Below are 18,007 nucleotides of genomic sequence, written 5' to 3'. Positions count from 1 at the left end.
GGTAAGCGCAGTACGTTAATAGCTCTCGTTTTGCCACTTACTTTATGCCCACTCTGTCATCCTGAAAGGACCTTGTGGGCGAACTAGACAGGCCGATGTTCATCGGTATTCTCTAACTTGACCTAAGATTCACACGTATGGGTGCAAAGGTTATGATTAGCTAAATTGGTTTCCGTTTTTGGCTTCATTTTAAGAATTGAGCCCAAAAACGGAAAGTCATCTATAGCATAACAGCTTTTCTAGCTTGTCCACAAGGTCCTTTCAGGATGACAAAAGGGGAGAGGAGGAAAAGGAAAGAATTAGAAGTCGGTAGAGATGGAGCAGATGTTTAGACGATGTCAGCGGTTGAGTAGAGTATTTAGTGGAACCTGAATTACTACTAGCTTTCAACTGACAACCTAAAGGATTAAAACAACTAAAAACTAACAACCAACGCGTGGAGATTATCAATTCTATTGTGTCTTGGGTCATGAAAAAGCGGTTTCACCAGATAGACCTCTTCCGGAAATACCCGCATGACGTGCAGCAGGAAGTTTTCTCCAACCTGATCAACACCGCCAAAAACACCGCTTGGGGCAAGCAGTACGGCTACGCAGACCAGTTGAGCGTGAAGGAATTCCAGGAGCGGGTGCCGTTATCAACTTATGAAGATTTGTACCCGCAGATTGAACGCGTCATGCGCGGCGAGCAGAACGTGCTGTGGCCCAGCAAAGTAGAATGGTTCGCGAAGTCCTCAGGCACCACCAACGCCCGCAGCAAATTCATTCCGGTTACCCCAGAGGCGCTGGAAGATTGTCATTACAAAGGCGGCAAAGACATGCTCTCCATCTACGCCAATAATTTCCCAGACGCCAAGGTGTTCTCCGGCAAAGCGCTTTCCATTGGCGGAAGCCATCACCCCAACGAGTTCAACGGCAACACGCGCTGCGGCGACATTTCGGCGGTGATTATGCAGAATTTGCCGTTGTGGGCCGAGGCCATGCGCACGCCGCCGCTCAAAGTGGCTTTGATGGACACCTGGGAAGAGAAAATCCAGAAGATGGTGGAAATCTGCGTGAAGGAAAACGTGACCGCGCTCTCCGGCGTGCCCACCTGGACCTACGTTTTATTGAACCGCATTCTGGAAACCACTGGCAAAAAAGACATCACGGAAGTGTGGCCTAATTTAGAGCTTTTCACGCACGGCGCCGTCGCCTTCGGACCGTACCGCGAGTTGTTCCGGCAGTTGATTCCCTCAGAGAAAATGCGCTACCTGGAAGTCTACAATGCTTCAGAAGGCTTCTTCGGAATACAGGACGAACCCGAGCTGCTGGATGAGATGCTCCTGATGCTGGACTACGGCGTTTTCTATGAATTCATCCCGATGGACCAGGTAGATGAAGCTGAGCCTGAAGTGTTGACCTTAGACCAGGTGGAACTGGGCAAGAATTACGCGCTGGTCATTTCCACCAACGCCGGGCTGTGGCGCTACAAGATTGGCGATACCGTCAAGTTCACCTCGCTGAGCCCGTACCGCATCAAAATCTCGGGCAGAACCAAGCATTTCATCAACGCCTTCGGCGAAGAGGTGGTGGTGGAAAACGCTGAGGCCGCCATCACCAAAGCCTGCGCCGCCACCAATGCCACCATCACCAACTTCACGGCCGCGCCCATCTATTTTGAAGGCAAAAGCAAAGGCGGCCACCAATGGATTATTGAATTCTCCCAACAGCCCAGCAATCTGGAGCAGTTCACCCACGTGCTGGACCAAACGCTTAGAGAAGTGAACTCAGACTATGACGCCAAACGCCAGCACGACCTGGCCCTGCGCGCGCCCTTGATTACCGTGGCCCCCACCGGTGCTTTCCTGAAATGGCTGGAACACAAAGGCAAACTGGGCGGACAGCACAAAGTCCCCCGCCTGGCCAATAGCAGAGAGTATCTGGAGGAGATTCTGGAGGTCAATCAGTTGTAAGGCGTATAAGATAGAATCCGTTTTCGGGCTCATTTCCAGAAATGAGCCCGAAAACGGATTGGTTCTAAAACAAGAAAGCCCCACGTTCACGTGAGGCTTTCTTGTTTTAGCGCAGGCAAACTACTCCAGCATGGAGCTGAGCAAGCCACCTTCTTTGTTGGTGTTTCCGCCGTTCGGCATAAGTGCCTGAATCAGTTTCTTGATGGGCATGGACTGAATCCAGACCCGGCCGGAGCCGCGCAACGTGGCCAGAAACAAGCCTTCGCCCCCGAACACCATGGACTTTAAGCCGCCGGTCTGCTGAATGTCAAAGTCAATGCCTTCTTCATAGGCCACCACGCAGCCGGTGTCTACCCTTAGCGTTTCATTGTGCAGATGCCGCTCCACCACCGTTCCGCCCGCATGAATAAACGCCAGGCCATCGCCGGTGAGGCGCTGCATGATAAAGCCTTCGCCCCCGAAGAAGCCTGCGCCCAGCTTTCGGTTAAAGTGCATGGCTATTTTGGTGCCTAGCGCTGCCGCCAAAAAACCGTCTTTCTGCACAATTAATCCGCGCGGGAATTCTGCCAGGTTAATGGGCATGATGGTGCCGGGGTAAGGCGCCGAGAACGCCACTTTGGCCTTGCTGTAGCCGCGGTGCGTGAAATGGGTCATGAACAGAGACTCGCCGGTGATCATGCGGCTGCCCATGGACACCAGCTTCCCGAAAAAGCCCTGGCTAGGGTTGGAGCCGTCGCCCATCTTGGCCTCAAACTGAATGCCGTCTTCCATGTACACCATGGCGCCGGCCTCTGCTATGACGGTTTCCTGCGGGTCCAGTTCTACTTCCAGCACCTGAATGTCAGCGCCAAAAATGCGGTAATCAATCTCGTGTGATCTCATGCGTAAAAAGAGGTTTTATTTTTTCTTGGGTTTGGTAGAAGGCACGTCCTCATCTTTGGGAGTTACGTCTTCGTCTTCATCGCCTAAGTTAGCGCTTCCCTTGAAAAAATCTTCCTCATTTTCCTCTTCGTCCACGTGTTCTTCAATCGGGAATTCCTCTTCTTCCTCTTTTTCGCGCTTTTTGCCCTGGTCGCCCACCAGTTTTTTGTCAGACACGTTGCGGTCCAGGAACGAGTTGAGTTGGTCTATGTTGAAGTTGGAGGAAATATCGCCCAGCGGATTAATTTTAATCTCGAAGCCTTCCAGTTCTGGGTGCACGCGGGCTTTTTTCTCGGGTTTCTCTTCTTTCTTGCCTTTGTCTGCTTTTTTCTTTGCCATAGTTGTAGGTGGTTTGGTGGCCACGCGCAATGCCTGGCCTTTCAATTTTACTACAAACGGGAATTGCGGCCGTAAGGATAAACCTATTACCAAGAAACGTTTAAGTCAGCGGAAGTTTACGCTAGCAGAAGCCCAAAGAAAAAGCCGTTTTGGGGCTCATTTCTAGAAATGAGCCCCAAAACGGCTTTAAAATTTAACATCACCGAAAGGCGAAAGGTTGATTTACGCGGCGTACTGGCTCAACTTTGCAATGGCGGCGTCAATGCGCTGCTCGGTTTCTTCACGGCCGATGATTTCAATAATCGCCATCAAGTCTGGGCCCGCTTCTACGCCGGTTAGGGCAATGCGCAGGGCTTGCATTACTTGGCCAATTTTGAGGCCGTTCTGCTCCAGAATCTGCAGCAACAAGGCTTTCACAGAATCAGCGTTGAACTCAGCCAGAGAACCTAATTCATTTCTGAACTGGGCAAACGCGTTAGCGCCAGCCGCCGACCATTTCTTGGCTGCCACTTGCTCATTGTACTGGGTTGGTGCTTCAAAGAAATAGGCTGCTTCTTTCCAGAAATCCTGCGGAAAGGTCACGCGCTCTTTCATCAGGCCCACAATTTTCTCGGCGCGCTCTGGGGTGCAGTCAATTCCTTCTGGTAACGCCTCCAGTAAGTATTGGGCTAGTTCTGCATCAGGCTTGGCGCGCAGGTATTGTTCATTGTACCAACGGGCTTTCTGAATGTCAAACCTAGTGCCTGATTTACCGATGCGCTCAATGCTGAAGGCCTCAATCAGTTCGTCCATGGAGAAAATTTCCTGCTGCGTGCCAGGGTTCCAGCCCAGGAACGCCAGGAAATTCACGAAACCATCTGGCAAGTAACCAGCCTCGCGGTAGCCGCTGGACTTCTCGCCGGTCACGGGGTCCACCCAGTTTAAGGGGAACACGGGGAAGCCCAATTTATCGCCGTCGCGCTTGCTTAGTTTTCCGTTGCCGTCTGGTTTCAAAAGCAAAGGCAAATGCGCGAATTCTGGCATAGTATCTTCCCACCCAAAATAACGGTACAGCAACACGTGCAAGGGCGCGCTGGGCAACCACTCTTCACCGCGAATCACGTGCGTGATTTCCATTAAATGGTCATCCACAATGTTGGCCAGGTGGTAGGTGGGCATGCCGTCAGACTTCATCAAGACCTTGTCATCAATGGCTGAGGAATGTACCATCACCCAACCTCTGATCATGTCTTTCAGCCTGATTTCCTCTTTGCGCGGCACTTTCAATCTAATCACGTACGGGTCTCCACTCTCTAACCGGCGCTTCACTTCGTCCTCGGGCAAAGTGAGCGAGTTTTTCATGGTGGCGCGGGTGATGGCGTTGTACTGCGGGGTGGCTACTTTGGCGGCTTTGAGGCGCTCGCGCATTTCGTCTAGTTCCTCGGCGGTGTCAAAGGCGTAATAGGCGTGGCCGGCGTTCACCAGTTGCAGGGCGTAGTCCATGTACATGGGCTTGCGCTCACTTTGGCGGTACGGCGCGTGCGCTCCACCGTGCACGGGGCTTTCATCTAGCGTGATGCCGCACCAGGCCAGGCTGTCAAATATGTATTGCTCAGCGCCGGGCACAAAGCGGGTTTGGTCTGTGTCTTCAATGCGCAGCAGCATTTTGCCGCCCATCTTCTTGGCGAACAGGTAATTATATAAAGCGGTGCGTACCCCACCAATGTGCAGTGGCCCGGTTGGGCTGGGGGCAAAACGAACGCGAACTTCTCTCTCCATGAACAGGTCTGGTTTGTAAACGAGGTGCAAATTACGGTTTTTACGCGCCATGGTAAAGCTTTTGCCCCTAAAACCTTACAAACGTGCGTGTTCCCGCTGTGGGCCGAGGAAATAAGTATGAATTTGAAAGAGTTTCCCCGGAAATGACCTGTTTCCCAACCTATTCCGCAACTTGCCAGGCGCATTACGTATTAGGTCAAAACTGCCCACATGCCGAAGATTAAGATTACCGATGCCTGGTGCGTCATCAAAGAAACCTGGCTTGATTTCCTGGACAACAACTCGTTCCAGAAAGGCGCGGCGCTGGCTTATTACACGGTTTTCGCGCTGCCGCCTATTTTGATTATCATGATTAACGTGGCGGGCGCGTTCTTCGGGCGCGAGGCGGTGCGCGGGCAAGTCTACAGCGAGCTTCGGGAAGTTCTGGGAAACCAAGGCGCGCTAGATGTGCAGCAGATGGTGGAGAGCATCAACAAATCGGCTGACTTCAACTTGGCTACCTTAATTGGGGTTTTTGTCTTGCTGGTGGGTGCTACGGGTGTGTTTGTGTCTCTGCAGGAATCTCTGAATCAAATCTGGGGCGTAAAGCCGAAGCCGCGCAACGAATACGTAAAACTGCTGATTGACCGACTGCTGTCCTTCGCCATGATTCTGGCCATTGTGTTTCTGCTGCTGGTGAGTTTGATGGTGCATACCGCGCTGGTGGCTGTGACCACGTTCCTCTCTGACCGCGTGGACCCATCTGTACTCGAAATCATGTCTTTGATAAACCTAGTGGTTTCTACAGCGGTGGTTACGTTCCTGTTCGCCCTTATTTTCAAGTTTCTGCCCGATGCCAAAATTAGGTGGTCAGATGTGTGGGTAGGTTCTTTGGTGACGGCCTTGCTTTTCAATTTAGGCAAAACCCTGATTGGCATTTACCTGGGCAACAGCGATATTGGGGGAATTTACGGCGCGGCTGGGTCCATCATTGTGCTCCTGACTTGGGTGTTTTATACCTCGCAGATTATCTTCTATGGCGCACAATTCACGCTGGTGTACGCCCGCCGCTACGGCAAAGACATTTTCCCTTCGGCCTACGCCGTGCGGGTGGTGAACAAAGAACTGGAGATAGGCCACGCCCCTCTGAACGCAGAACCTGGGCCTAACAGCGAAGCCGTGAAAGACAAAGAAGCCGAGAACGAGCCCAAGGCGAACAAAGACGGCCAATCAGAGGAAAAGCAGGAAATAAAAACAACTTAAAGTCAATAAAGAAGAATCCCGTTTTCGGGCCCATTTCTGAAAACGAGCCCCAAAACGGAAGTATCTGCGTTTTGTAAGTAATCCCTCACTTTGTCATCCTGAAAGGATCTCGGTAGCGAACTAAAGCAGCGGTAACTAAATGCCTATCTAGCTTGCTACCAAGATCCTTTCAGGATGACAAAGATAGAGTTCTGTTTATTTTTGGCGAAGTGTTTAGCGCATCAGCACATCTTCACGTTTCCTAATTTGCGCATTACCACTTCACCGCAATGCAAGAAATCTCCACGTTCACATCCTTCGGTAAGCGGCTTACTTCCACGGTCTCACGCGCAGGCGGATTGTTGGTGAAATAGCTGCCGTAAGTTTCATTAATGGCGGCAAAATTGCCCAAGTCTTTCACAAAAATGCTGCATTTCACCACGTGGCTGAAGTCATAGCCAGCTTCCTGTAAAATGTACTGCAGGTTTTTCATGACCTGGTGGGTTTCGGTCTGAATGTTATCCTGCACCAGGTTGCCCGTGGCTTGGTCCAGCGCTATCTGGCCCGAGATGTACAAGGTGTTGCCCGCCTGCACGGCCTGGCTGTAAGGCCCAATAGGAGCGGGGGCAGATTTGCTTTCTATGATGTTGGTTGCCATAACGGTGAGGTTTATTAAGTATCTTTATGCCCTTAAAGGTACAGAAATATGAATACATTGGTGTTGGCCACCCCCGAGCAAGAGGCAGAGTTCAGCCTGAAATTTCCTAACCGCTTCTACCTGCACATACAAGACCCCGCCGAGCTGGCGCATTTTTTGCCGCAGGCGCACCTGGTCTTCGATTTTCTGCTGCATGAACAGCCCGAACGCCTGAAAGACTACAATACCGCTGCCCGCGGCGAAAAACTGATTGTCTTCTGCAACGCCGCCAAACTGCAACTTGCTGCCCTCGCTGCTGAACACGGCCCCGTGAACTTCCATCTTTGCGGCATGAACGCCCTGCCCACCTTCTTCAACCGTGAAGTCCTGGAACTCAGCGTCCTCCGCGAGGCCTCCAAGCGCGAAGTGGACAAAGCCTGCGTCTTTCTGGCCACGCTTTACGAACTGGTACAGGACCGTGTAGGCATGGTCACGCCGCGTGTCATCTGCATGATTATCAATGAGGCCTGCTACACCCTGCAAGAAGGTACCGCCACCCAGGAAGACATTGACCAAGGCATGAAACTGGGCACCAACTATCCCTTCGGGCCGTTTGAATGGGCGAATAAAATTGGCATTAAAAACGTCTATGAACTGCTGCAGGCCGTCTATGAAGACACCAAAGACGAACGCTACAAAATCTGCCCGCTGCTGAAGACTAAGTATTTGAAAGGAGAAGAGTTTTAGAGGAAGTAATAGCCGTTATTCATTGCGGATTCTCCCATTGAAGATTGCCCAAACGGAAGTTTGAAGCATCGAGCGCAGCTCTGCAGAGGGGTGTTTACACAGGAGAGTCTGCATAATTGATTTTGTAGGGGCGTATTGCATACGCCCTGACGCATTCCCGATTTGGTATTTCCTATTCAGGTATTGCTGTCCTTCCTTCGTGGAAAATAGTGATGCCAAGGTTACCGTATTGGGCGTATGCAATACGCCCTACATGATCTGGAATGCGTGGATTTGTAAATATAAATCTCCTGCCGCAAGTTTGCGCAGCGTAACTTGTGGCTAAACACGTGGTAAGTTTATAAACTTACGTGAGTTGATAAACACACCATGTTGGTTACCACAAGTTACGCTACGCTAAACTTGCGGTAGTTATAAGAGTAGAGACAAGGCACTGCCTTGTCTTTGCGATATCAGGAAAGCATTCCTGTTTTTGGCTTCATTTCTGAAAACGAGCCCGAAAACGGGAATGCTATTTCACCTGAAATCATTTAGCCTTTCCGCATCACACCCAGCGGTGCGCCTTCATAATCTGGGAAAAGGACATTGCGGTTGGTGATGTTCAAATGCCGACCCGCTACTTCGCTGAAAATGCTCCTGAAATCAGTGGTCACCGGTAAATCACGGCCGTCTTCCAGGTTTTCTGGGGCGAGGTTGGGGACGTTGCCGTGTACCAAGCCGCCGTTGACATTGTTGCCCAACAAGAACATACAAGAGCCGCGGCCATGGTCGGTGCCGTTGCTGCCGTTCTGTTTCACGGTACGCCCGAACTCGGTCATAGTCATCACATCCACTTCGTCTTGGTAGGCGTCTAGATCCGTCCAGAAAGCGGTCATGCTTTGGCTCAGGTCTTGTACGTTACGGGCAAACGGGCCTTGCGCCGCGCCTTGATTGTAATGCGTGTCCCAGCCGCCAGATTCAGCAAAAGCAATCTCCAGCCCGACATCCATCTTAATTAACTGCGCAATCTGTTTCAATGAATTGCCTAGCGGACTATTGGGATACGCTGCATTGTTGGCCGGTTTGTAGTTTTGGGTATCCACGGATTTCAGCATCTTCATGGCCTCAAAGCTGTCTTTGCCGGTTTTGTTCAGTAATGAAGAGGAGGTTTGGTCATAGAGTTCCTCGAAACTCTTAGCCGCTTCCATGGCTCCTAGCTGGCTCCCGCGCGGTTGAATGGCGAAGTCCTGTAAATTGCTGATGGCCACCGCCGAATGGTCGCCGTAAAACGCTTTCGGCAAGGCCGAAGTCAAACTAATGGCTTGGAATGGGGTGGCAGCTTCGTGGCCCAGCAACCCAACGGCACGGTTAAGCCAGCCGCTGGATGTGCCTTTTCTGAAAGGTGTGCCGGTTTCCATGTAGTCCTGCGCGTCAAAGTGGGAGCGGGTAGGGTTGGGCGAGCCCATGCCGTGCACAATGGCCAATCGGTTTTCCCTGAATAATCGCTCAAACGGTTGCATGGATGGGTGCAGCCCGAATTTCCCGTCTAAGTCCAGCAAGGGTTTCGCCTCAGATTTGGCAGGAGATAGGAATAGGCTAGGGCGGGCTTTCTTGAGATAATCATCGGTGAACGGGGTGACCGCCATCAGGCCGTCCATGGCACCGCGCTGGAAAATGCAGACCAGTATTTTGTTTCGTTTGTAGGGCAACAGCAGCTTGCGGCTGCCAGCGGCCTGCGCTAGAAAATTAGGCACGCCGCCCAAGCCGGCTACAAACATGGCCAAGGCTCCAGATTTCAAGAATGCTCTCCGTTTCATGGCTTTCTAATTTATCTACGTTGAAATTCTGGGCTTCCAATCAACACGCCCACTACTTGCGCCAGCATAAACTGTTTCTCAGTCAGTTCAGGCTGTGGTTTGCTAGCTGCCATAGCTTGGGTGCCCTTCCGGTTGCTTTTTTTGCGTTTGGGCGGAGTAGTTTCCTCCATCAGCGTGGTGTTTTCCTCTTCCTCTACATTCAAAGTAGTATAAGGAGAGGGCGTTTTGCTGGCGGCAGTGTTCACTTTTTCCTGCAGCGCAGGGTCCTGCAACACGGGTGACAATTGTTTGATGGTCTGGGTCAAGTCACGTTCGGGCAAAAGGAATTGGCCGTAGGTGGTCAAAGCTTCCTGCGCGCTTTCGGGCTCACGGCTTTGGTTCAGCTTCTCTAAATCAAGTTTTACGCCCGGTATTTTGTTGGAAGCCAGCGCCAGCCCGAAGTTCATTCTATTGAGCAGCGAGCCCGTGTTAATCCAGTACGCGCCTTTGTCGGGGAAGCCGGTGGGGGCTTGGTAGGCGTAGAGTTGCTCGCCCATTTTGGTAATCCAGGTGGCTAACTGCGCGGGCGCGACCACGTCGGCGTTCAAACTTCTCACAGAACTGATGGCCAATTCAAACGGCGATTTCGTTTTTTCGCGCAGCGCCTCTTTGCTCCAGAATTCCGGCGAGGAAACCATGGTAGCCAGCACTGCTTTTATGTCGCCGTTGGTTTTCTGGAAAGTCTGGGCCATTTTCTCCACCAGGCTGGGCGCGGGAGAATCGTTCACAAACCTGACGGCCAATTTGGTGGAGATGAATTTGGCCGTGGCCGGATGTTGCGCTAGGAGTTTAATCAGTTGTACGCCTTCTTCATAGCCGCCGCCGGCCGGAAAATTAGTGCCCAGAACCTGTTTGGCGCCGCGGTCATGCCGATTGTAGAGAAACAGGAAATCGCCGTCTTGCACCATTTTGAGTTGCGTGACCTTGGCTACTTTCATGGCTTTGGCGACGGCGGGCGGCTGGTTTTTGCCGTTGATGGCCGGGTTAACGGTCCAGCCGGTGAACACGCGCGCCGCCTGGGTTACGTCTTGCTGGGTGTAGCCGCCATCTACGCCCAAGGTGTGCAGTTCCATGATTTCGCGGGCGTAATTCTCGTTCAGACCCTGGGCTTTTCTGGCCTGTAAGGATTTCTCCATGAATTGCGCGGCTTGCCCTGAGGTATCTGCGCTGGTTTTGTCCACCATTTTCTGGACGATGCGGTCCTCTATCTTCCGCTGAAGTTTGGGTTTGGCGTCTTGCGGAACGGTGCTTTTAAAATTGTCTAAGTACACCAACATGGCCGGAGATTTGGCCGTGGCCAGTAGCAATTGCTCAAAAGAACCCAGCACGTTAGGCCTAATCACATCACGTTCATAGCTCAAAATAAAAGGTGCCGCGTTGCGGTTAGACAAAGAGACGTTGAAATGGTTGAACCAGAAACTGGTAAGCACTTCCTGCAGCTGGTTTTGGGAATACGCGGCCCTGAGAATCTTCTGGTTCACCACTTGCTGCTGCAACACACGCGCTGGTTTCAAGCCTTTCTGCTGCATGTACACCTCTAATTTGGCACGGTAGGCTTTCCGGGCTTCGGGGTCATCTTCACCCTTGCCAATATCATTTTTCTCCAGCACGCCGTCTTTTATTGCCATCCGTAGGGTCTGCCCGCCAAACGGAAACGTGGCTACAATCTGCTGGTTGTTCATCTTCAAGGCCTCAAACCGAGCCAGTTTCTGTTCCAGGTCTGGATTGGGGGCATTGGCCAGCAATTGTTGCTGCAGCCAGTTTTCCAGGCCCATTTTCACCACTTCGTCAATTTGCCCCGGCTTGGCGCCAAACGTAAAACGGCTGAGCAGATGCGCCGCCGCCTGCCGCTCGGTGAGGCCCGCTTTCTTGAAAGGCAGTTTTAGGGAGGTCTTCTCAGGGTTTGCCTTCGCCAAATTAAACGGCAACAGAAGAAGCAGCAGCAAAGGCAAAAGCAGTAGGTTCTTCTTCATGGTGGTAAACGTTAAACCGATGGATGATATGCGCCAGCCCAATTGTTTCAGTAAGACTGAAATTTTTGCCGGTAGTTTAACGGGCCAGCCTAATTTATTTGTTCAGAGACGGTTATGGGTTTTTAATAATAGGTTTATGTTGCTGGCTATTGGAATAAGAGCCGATTTGAAATACCCATGCAGAAATTTAGGAATGGAAGATAGGCTTTAAAAAATACTACAAAGAAGAACCTACGTGCGGGGAGCGGAAATTTTCCGTTTTTGGCCTCAATTCCCGAAACGAGCGCCAAAACGGGAGAAGGATTTACCCAAAAATCAATCAACCGGCACCTTGCCTGGAGGAAGCTGCGTTACAAAAGAACGGCTATTTTGAGGAAAGCCTATGAATGCTGGCCGAGGCAAGGTTGAAGCGGAAAGTCTTTTTGGTGGAAAGTCAATCGCTGTTTTCGGCTTCATTTCCCAAAACGAGCCCAAAAACAGGAATTTCATTTCATTCACCCGTTAGCTCTCAAGTTCTTGACCTTCAATTCCTAATTCCCCATTCTTAATTCCTAATTATAAGGGCGTGCCCCTGCGGGTCGGGCTATGCGCTGCAAGTCCTCGCTGGCGCTGCGGGCTTTCCGCTGCTATCCCTCACGCAAAAACTTGAGCTGTTTATTAGTTCTGCCGCAAGTTGAATGAAGCATGAAATAAGTATTCAAACTTACGTGAGTTGATAAGCTCATCCAGTAAAAAATTACAAGTTAGGCTTCGCTAAACTTGCGATAGTTTTGGTATTCCCGTTTTAGGGCTCATTTCTGGAAACGAGCCCGAAAACGGAAACCCCTGAAAACAGGAAAGGGAAGCAAATTGCCTCCCTTTCTTTGTTGCTATATTGTTTGAGCAGATTACTCCACGGTCACAGATTTGGCCAGGTTACGAGGCTGGTCTACGTTACAACCGCGCATCACGGCAATATGGTAGCTCAACAACTGCAATGGAATCACCGACAACAGCGGCGTAAGGGCTTCATGGGTGTTGGGCACCTCAATCACGAACTCGGCCATCTGCGGGATCACGGTGTCGCCTTCAGAGACAATGGCAATCACACGGCCTTTGCGGGCTCTAACTTCCTGAATATTAGAGACTACTTTCTCGTAAGAACTGTCGCGGGTGGCAATGACCACTACGGGCATGTTCTCGTCAATCAGGGCGATAGGTCCGTGCTTCATCTCTGCCGCCGGATAGCCCTCTGCGTGTATGTAGGAAATTTCCTTCAGCTTGAGCGCGCCTTCCAAAGCCACCGGGAAGTTGAATCCGCGGCCCAGGTAGATAAAGTTGGTGGCGTCTTTGAAGATCTCAGAAATGGCTTCTACTTCTTTGTCCAGCAACAGCGCTTTCTCTACTTTAGCCGGAATCTGCTCCATTTCCATCATCAACTGACGGAGGGCAGAGGTTTCCATGGTGCCGCGCATTTCGGCCAGCATCATAGCTATCAAAGAAAGCACCGTTACCTGCGCCGTGAAGGCTTTGGTGCTGGCCACGCCAATCTCCGGACCGGCGTGCGTGTACGCGCCGGCATCGGTGGCACGGGCAATAGAGGAACCCACCACGTTGCATACCCCAAAAATAAGGGCACCTTTGGATTTAGCCAGTTCCAGTGCCGCCAAGGTGTCAGCGGTTTCGCCAGACTGCGAAATGGCAATTACAATGTCACCTTCCCTAATGATGGGATTGCGGTACCGGAATTCAGAAGCATATTCTACTTCTACTGGTATGCGAGCCAATTCTTCAATCAGGTATTCTGCTACCAGGCCAGCGTGCCAAGAGGTTCCGCAGGCCACAATAATAATGCGGTCGGCGTTCTTGAACTTGGTGGCGTATTCCCTGATGCTGGACATGGTCAGCTGCGTGTTTTCGGCCACTAAGCGGCCGCGCATGCTGTCCAAGATAGAACGGGGTTGCTCAAAAATCTCCTTCAGCATGAAGTGCGGATACCCGCCTTTCTCAATAGACTCCAGTTCCATCTCCAAGGTCTGAATATAGGGCGTCTGCACCACATCTTCCCTGGTTCTGATGTCTAGCTGACCGTCTCTGATCACCGCAATCTCAAAGTCATTGAGATACACCACTTCATTGGTATATTCAATGATAGGCGTGGCGTCTGAAGCCAGGAAATACTCACCTTTGCCAATGCCAATCACCAGCGGGCTACCTTTACGGGCGGCCACCAACTCTGTGGGGGCATCATGGGAGATCACCACAATGGCGTAGGCACCTACTACCTCATGCAAGGCCAGGCGTACAGCCTCGGCCAAAGACACGTGGTTGTTCTCTCTTATGTCTTCAATCAGGTTCACAAACACCTCAGAGTCAGTGTCGCTGTGGAACTCGTAGCCTTTGTTGATCAAGTGCGTTTTTAAGGACGCATAGTTTTCAATGATACCATTATGGATGATGGCTATCTTTTTTGAGCTGGAATAGTGCGGGTGAGCGTTAGCATCATTTGGTTCGCCGTGGGTAGCCCAACGGGTATGGCCAATGCCAATGTGGCTGCTGGTATTGCGTTCACCAATGTAGGCTTCCAGGTCAGCAACCTTGCCTTTCTTTTTGAAGACCTCCAGTTCGCCGTCAACCAGCAGTGCTATCCCCGCGCTGTCATATCCGCGGTATTCTAAACGTTTAAGACCTTTAAGGATGATAGGGGTAGCCTCACGCTGCCCAACATATGCTACAATTCCACACATATTTTTTGAAAATTGGAATAAAGTTATTTGTAAAATTAAGGATTTTTAAACGAGGAAAAGTTCTATTGTCTTCTGTAAGTGCAAATAAATTTTTTTAAGAACACTATTTAAATTTATTTATTATCTTTTATGCTATTAAAATATACCTTATCCTATATTGCTTGACATAAGGTTGAATTCATTTACTTTTAGTTATTGCTTGATTTGAAAGGAGGTTTTATAATTATTCAAAGCCTTTCATTGTGGGTTGAAAGAGTGTGCCAATACGGCGAGTCAATCCTTAAGGTTATTTAAAAGATATACGTTCCATAGGTCATGTATTTCTTCTGTAAGGCGGAAGAGGAGGGAAGGTTGATTTAGTAATTATAAAAAGACAGTTGGAGAAGATATAAGAGAGGTTTTTAGCTACAAAGCTGATACTAAAGAAAGAGGATTTGTTTAAAGTGTTGGCCGGTGCAGAAGAGATTGTACTTACTCAGAAGTTTGTAAGAAACAGGAGCAATTGCCAACGCAAACGGTCTTTGATGCTCTAGTTTCAGAAGGACTCAATGAAAATCAAAAAGCCCAGCAAATCCTTGAGAAAGGAATATTGCTGGGCTTTTTTATGAAGGGATGCTTGTGCTACAAGAAGTTTTACTCTATAGTGCGTCTTTATTTTGCCACGGAGTAGAACAATCTGAGTTTTATTCTGCGGGCAGGGTCTGTCTGGCTTTGGGCTTCAATGATGGCGCGGTTCACGGTCTGACCGAAGTTAGCGGGCGTTCCTACATCTGACGTGATGTTGGAAGGATACAGAATCAAACCATTGTTCGTGCGCCGGTTGTAGAGCACATTCTGCATGTAAGACGTCACGTTGACTACATAGGTCAGATCATTGTTCCGGTACTCCAGAATGGCAGGTTGGCCTGTGCCTTCCATGGCCAATACCACAGGGAACCCACCGGAGGTTCTGGCAATGTCATTGATGGCATTAGACTCTACCACGCTAATGAGTGGCGGAAGTTTAAAGTAAGCGGTGTCAATAGAAGAGGCTTTCACCGGAATCACCAACTCCGCTTTGTTAATTACCAGGTCCTGCTGCTGCCCGGCGTTGGGCTGGCCAGCGGGCGCTTTCCGGAAGTTATTGATGTACGGTAACACCAATTTGGTCACTAGCCCAGCGCCGGCCTGCAAATAGGTCAACCCGTTGGTGGACTTAGAAGAAACCGTGTCTGTGTGCGTGGTCAATTTAGCCAAAGAAGTACCTGCTCTGGTGCTCAATATCTGGTTAAAATACCGGTTAGTGGTAGGGAACGTGTGGGTTTTTGTAGCATTCGCCGTGGTAGACTTGTAATGCAGGTTCAGTCTGGTATAGGCAGAGGCCATCTGTACACCCACCACGCTATTTGAATTGGCTGCAGGCACAATGGCCAGACCTTTCAAGAGGTTAGTAAAACCGAGCTGGGTTTTCAACGGGTCTTTGCCAGACTCGGCCATAATGCGCTGGGCCAAGGCTTTGCCCGCCGGGGTGTCAAGTTTCACCCTAATGGTCACCGGAAGATTCTTGGTGGTGTCACCGGGTGCGTTCACCACGTTGTACGTTGCTCTGGGAGTAGGCACAAAGGTCACTGAGCCCAGCACTTCTGGCTTATAGTCTACAGAAGCAGTAGTGTTGTAAGTCGCCTCATCAATAATCTTTTCGTCCAGTTCATGCACGTTCAGGGTGATGGGTTCTCTAATGTCACCATAAGAGTAGCCATAGTCTAAGAACAGCACCAATGAATCTGCCCCATTATTGGGTTCAAAAGTGATATTGGTCCCGTTCAGGCTTAGTTCTGTGAAAGCCCTAGCGGTTACGGTGCCCAATTCCCCGTCAGTTAATTCACCTACCAATGTATTGGCGCCGCCTAGAGACACAATATTGTCTTTCAGCAACACGGTAGAAGCCTGCACAGTGGCAGTGTCTGTGAACGACGTGCCAATCTGGCTACCAGGATCCTGAAGCTCCAGGCCAATGGCCGTGGGGTCTTCACAGGAAGAAAACAGGAAAGACGAAAGAAAGAGGGCCGCGGCGGCTTTGCTAATTCGCAAGTTCATTATATAGGTTGAAGTAAGAATCTAACGTGTTTTCGTCTTGATGAATGGTGGTGATCTGCTTGGTGTTGTTGTACTCCTGGAACAACGCGTTCAGGTTGTCACTGAAATCCTCCGGGGCCTTGATCACTGAGTCTGCGTATTGCAAGCCCATCTTGATGAACGCCTCAAAGTCACCCGCACGCAAATTGGCCAGCATTTCGTCCTCAATGTCCAGCATCTTGGCTTTCTCCAGCAGGTCTCCCTCAAACTTATGGGCAAACTCACTGTTGTATACCGAGAACACAGATTTAGAGGTCTTGAAAATAGGGTCGTTCTTGTACGTAGTCTTCAGGTACAGCGGAATCAAGCTGGTCATCCAGTCGTTGCAATGCACAATGTCTGGGGCCCAACCTAGTTTTTTCACCGTTTCCAGAACACCTTTGCAGAAGAAGATGGCACGCTCATCATTGTCTGCGTGAAATTTATTGTCTTTGTCCACCAAAACGGATTTGCGGTGGAAATAGTCTTCGTTGTCAATAAAATAAACCTGAAGCTTGGCATTGGGGATAGATGCCACCTTGATAATGAGAGGTTTCTCTTCTTCGCCCACGGCAATGTTGATGCCAGATAACCGTACCACTTCATGCAACCGGTTCTTGCGCTCATTGATCAACCCAAAACGGGGAACAAAAATCCGGACTTCCATCCCGCGTTCCTGCATGGCCTGTGGCAACATCCTCAGGAATTCCGCTACTTTTGTGGACTGCAGGAAAGGATCAATCTCAGTGGCCGCGTATAAGATTCTCAATTTGGACATAGGGTTGGAATGAATAAGATAAAAACAGGCAATAGTTATTGCGAGATGCAAAATTAAGCAATTATTGGCTGATTCTCAATTTATTTGAATAAAATCCTACCTTTGCCGCTTTTGTCAAAACCATTTAACAACCGCCCAGCCCATGTTGCAGCTCACTTCTTTATCTGATATCAGGCAGCATACCGAGCGGCTGCGCCAGCAAGGCAAGCGCATTGGCTTTGTGCCCACCATGGGCGCCCTGCATGACGGCCACCTCTCACTTATACGCGCCGCCAACCGGCAGAATGATGTCACGGTCTGCAGCGTGTTTGTGAACCCCGCCCAGTTCAACAACGCAGATGACTACCGGCTGTACCCGCGGCTCCTGGGCGCCGATGCGGAAATGCTGGAGCAGGCAGGCTGCGACGTGCTCTTCGCGCCCAGCCCAGAGGAGATGTACCGGCACCAGGCCAAGCTGTCGTTTGATTTTGGGGAATTGGAGCGCGTGATGGAAGGGGCCCACAGGCCCGGGCATTTCAACGGCGTGGCCTTGGTGGTGAGCAAGCTGTTTCATCTGGTGAAACCGCACCAGGCGTTCTTCGGGCAGAAAGATTTGCAGCAGTTTGCCATCATCAGGCAATTGGTGCAGGACTTGAGCTTTGACCTGGAGTTGGTGTGTTTCCCCATTATAAGGGAAGCAGACGGCTTGGCCATGTCCTCACGCAACCGGCGGCTTACCCCGGCGCAGCGGGCCGTGGCGCCCAAGTTGTATGAAGCCCTGCAAATAGCGCAAGCCAAGTTACAGGCCGCGGCCTCTGTAGAAGAAGCCAAGCAGGCGGCGGTTGCGTTTTTGGCCTCATTTCCAGAAATGAGCCTGGAATACCTGGAAGTGGTGGACGCGCGCTCTTTGCAACCGGTGCCTGACCTCACGGCCGGGCAGGAGGTGGCGCTGTGCCTGGCCGCGTTCCTGGGCGAGGTGCGTTTGATTGACAACCTGCTCTTACAACCACAAGCCAATTCATAGAAATTCCCGGCGGTGGGGCGC

The 18,007-nt window shown here is 50.7% G+C and carries 13 protein-coding genes; 4 read left to right on the top strand and 9 right to left on the bottom strand.

All coding sequences use genetic code 11. From position 1 onward, the window contains the following. The first annotated feature begins 469 nt into the window (after positions 1-469). Positions 470-1,954 (top strand): GH3 auxin-responsive promoter family protein, encoded by a 1,485-nt coding sequence (locus IMY23_RS13110; protein ID WP_192823775.1) that lies wholly within the window; start codon positions 470-472, stop codon positions 1,952-1,954. Positions 1,955-2,074: 120 nt separating this feature from the next. Here the strand turns inward: IMY23_RS13110 and IMY23_RS13105 are convergent, their stop codons facing one another. The 3 genes from IMY23_RS13105 to gltX form a co-directional block, all read right to left on the bottom strand. Beyond that, a complete protein-coding gene (locus IMY23_RS13105) occupies positions 2,075-2,836 on the bottom strand; it encodes a TIGR00266 family protein (RefSeq protein WP_192822518.1) in 762 nt (253 codons plus the stop codon). Between the two features lie 15 nt (positions 2,837-2,851). Next, positions 2,852-3,214, bottom strand: a complete 363-nt coding sequence (locus IMY23_RS13100; RefSeq protein WP_192822517.1) for a hypothetical protein — start codon at positions 3,212-3,214, stop codon at positions 2,852-2,854. Positions 3,215-3,436: 222 nt separating this feature from the next. Then, positions 3,437-4,972: a glutamate--tRNA ligase gene (gene gltX, locus IMY23_RS13095; RefSeq protein WP_192822516.1), complete on the bottom strand. Its 1,536-nt coding sequence runs from the start codon at positions 4,970-4,972 to the stop codon at positions 3,437-3,439. A 210-nt stretch (positions 4,973-5,182) separates the two neighbouring features. Between gltX and IMY23_RS13090 the strand changes: the two genes are divergently transcribed. After that, on the top strand, positions 5,183-6,214 hold the full coding sequence (locus IMY23_RS13090; protein WP_192822515.1) for a YihY/virulence factor BrkB family protein: 1,032 nt from the start codon (positions 5,183-5,185) through the stop codon (positions 6,212-6,214). Positions 6,215-6,467: 253 nt separating this feature from the next. Here IMY23_RS13090 and IMY23_RS13085 read toward each other — a convergent pair whose 3' ends face one another. Continuing rightward, positions 6,468-6,851, bottom strand: coding sequence for a RidA family protein (locus tag IMY23_RS13085; RefSeq protein WP_192822514.1), 384 nt, complete (start codon positions 6,849-6,851; stop codon positions 6,468-6,470). A gap of 48 nt (positions 6,852-6,899) precedes the next feature. Between IMY23_RS13085 and IMY23_RS13080 the strand changes: the two genes are divergently transcribed. After that, positions 6,900-7,577, top strand: coding sequence for a 3-hydroxyacyl-CoA dehydrogenase family protein (locus IMY23_RS13080; RefSeq protein WP_192822513.1), 678 nt, complete (start codon positions 6,900-6,902; stop codon positions 7,575-7,577). Between the two features lie 530 nt (positions 7,578-8,107). Here IMY23_RS13080 and IMY23_RS13075 read toward each other — a convergent pair. The 5 genes from IMY23_RS13075 to IMY23_RS13055 all read right to left on the bottom strand — a co-directional run bounded on the left by IMY23_RS13075 (position 8,108) and on the right by IMY23_RS13055 (position 16,983). Beyond that, on the bottom strand, positions 8,108-9,373 hold the full coding sequence (locus IMY23_RS13075) for a DUF1501 domain-containing protein (RefSeq protein WP_192822512.1): 1,266 nt from the start codon (positions 9,371-9,373) through the stop codon (positions 8,108-8,110). An 11-nt stretch (positions 9,374-9,384) separates the two neighbouring features. Then, the gene (locus IMY23_RS13070; protein WP_192822511.1) at positions 9,385-11,385 is read right to left on the bottom strand and encodes a DUF1800 domain-containing protein; all 2,001 of its coding nucleotides are present in this window, start codon (positions 11,383-11,385) and stop codon (positions 9,385-9,387) included. 887 nt (positions 11,386-12,272) lie between these two features. Continuing rightward, complete coding sequence (gene glmS, locus IMY23_RS13065; protein ID WP_192822510.1) at positions 12,273-14,111, bottom strand: glutamine--fructose-6-phosphate transaminase (isomerizing); 1,839 nt, start codon at positions 14,109-14,111, stop codon at positions 12,273-12,275. Positions 14,112-14,762: 651 nt separating this feature from the next. Beyond that, positions 14,763-16,187 (bottom strand): DUF4270 family protein, encoded by a 1,425-nt coding sequence (locus IMY23_RS13060; protein ID WP_192822509.1) that lies wholly within the window; start codon positions 16,185-16,187, stop codon positions 14,763-14,765. Beyond that, on the bottom strand, positions 16,171-16,983 hold the full coding sequence (locus IMY23_RS13055) for a glycogen/starch synthase (protein WP_192822508.1): 813 nt from the start codon (positions 16,981-16,983) through the stop codon (positions 16,171-16,173). The genes IMY23_RS13060 and IMY23_RS13055 overlap by 17 nt, the downstream gene beginning before the upstream one ends. Before the next feature lie 142 nt (positions 16,984-17,125). Between IMY23_RS13055 and panC the strand changes: the two genes are divergently transcribed. Then, entirely contained in the window at positions 17,126-17,986 is an 861-nt protein-coding gene (gene panC, locus IMY23_RS13050) for a pantoate--beta-alanine ligase (RefSeq protein WP_192822507.1), read from the top strand. Positions 17,987-18,007: the final 21 nt, after the last annotated feature.

Source organism: Rufibacter sp. LB8, from assembly GCF_014876185.1.
GTDB lineage: Bacteria > Bacteroidota > Bacteroidia > Cytophagales > Hymenobacteraceae > Nibribacter.
Note: the sequence above shows the minus strand (reverse complement) of the source record. Positions and strands in the feature narration are given on the sequence as shown.

What these genes read in the sequence shown, in the direction of transcription:
- IMY23_RS13090 (WP_192822515.1), top strand. Translation starts at nt 5,183, where the DNA reads ATGCCGAAGATTAAGATTACCGATGCCTGGTGCGTCATCAAAGAAACC.
- IMY23_RS13075 (WP_192822512.1), bottom strand. Translation starts at nt 9,373, where the DNA reads ATGAAACGGAGAGCATTCTTGAAATCTGGAGCCTTGGCCATGTTTGTA.
- IMY23_RS13080 (WP_192822513.1), top strand. Translation starts at nt 6,900, where the DNA reads ATGAATACATTGGTGTTGGCCACCCCCGAGCAAGAGGCAGAGTTCAGC.
- gltX (WP_192822516.1), bottom strand. Translation starts at nt 4,972, where the DNA reads ATGGAGAGAGAAGTTCGCGTTCGTTTTGCCCCCAGCCCAACCGGGCCA.
- panC (WP_192822507.1), top strand. Translation starts at nt 17,126, where the DNA reads ATGTTGCAGCTCACTTCTTTATCTGATATCAGGCAGCATACCGAGCGG.
- IMY23_RS13085 (WP_192822514.1), bottom strand. Translation starts at nt 6,851, where the DNA reads ATGGCAACCAACATCATAGAAAGCAAATCTGCCCCCGCTCCTATTGGG.
- IMY23_RS13110 (WP_192823775.1), top strand. Translation starts at nt 470, where the DNA reads ATGAAAAAGCGGTTTCACCAGATAGACCTCTTCCGGAAATACCCGCAT.
- IMY23_RS13060 (WP_192822509.1), bottom strand. Translation starts at nt 16,187, where the DNA reads ATGAACTTGCGAATTAGCAAAGCCGCCGCGGCCCTCTTTCTTTCGTCT.
- IMY23_RS13055 (WP_192822508.1), bottom strand. Translation starts at nt 16,983, where the DNA reads ATGTCCAAATTGAGAATCTTATACGCGGCCACTGAGATTGATCCTTTC.
- glmS (WP_192822510.1), bottom strand. Translation starts at nt 14,111, where the DNA reads ATGTGTGGAATTGTAGCATATGTTGGGCAGCGTGAGGCTACCCCTATC.
- IMY23_RS13100 (WP_192822517.1), bottom strand. Translation starts at nt 3,214, where the DNA reads ATGGCAAAGAAAAAAGCAGACAAAGGCAAGAAAGAAGAGAAACCCGAG.
- IMY23_RS13070 (WP_192822511.1), bottom strand. Translation starts at nt 11,385, where the DNA reads ATGAAGAAGAACCTACTGCTTTTGCCTTTGCTGCTGCTTCTTCTGTTG.
- IMY23_RS13105 (WP_192822518.1), bottom strand. Translation starts at nt 2,836, where the DNA reads ATGAGATCACACGAGATTGATTACCGCATTTTTGGCGCTGACATTCAG.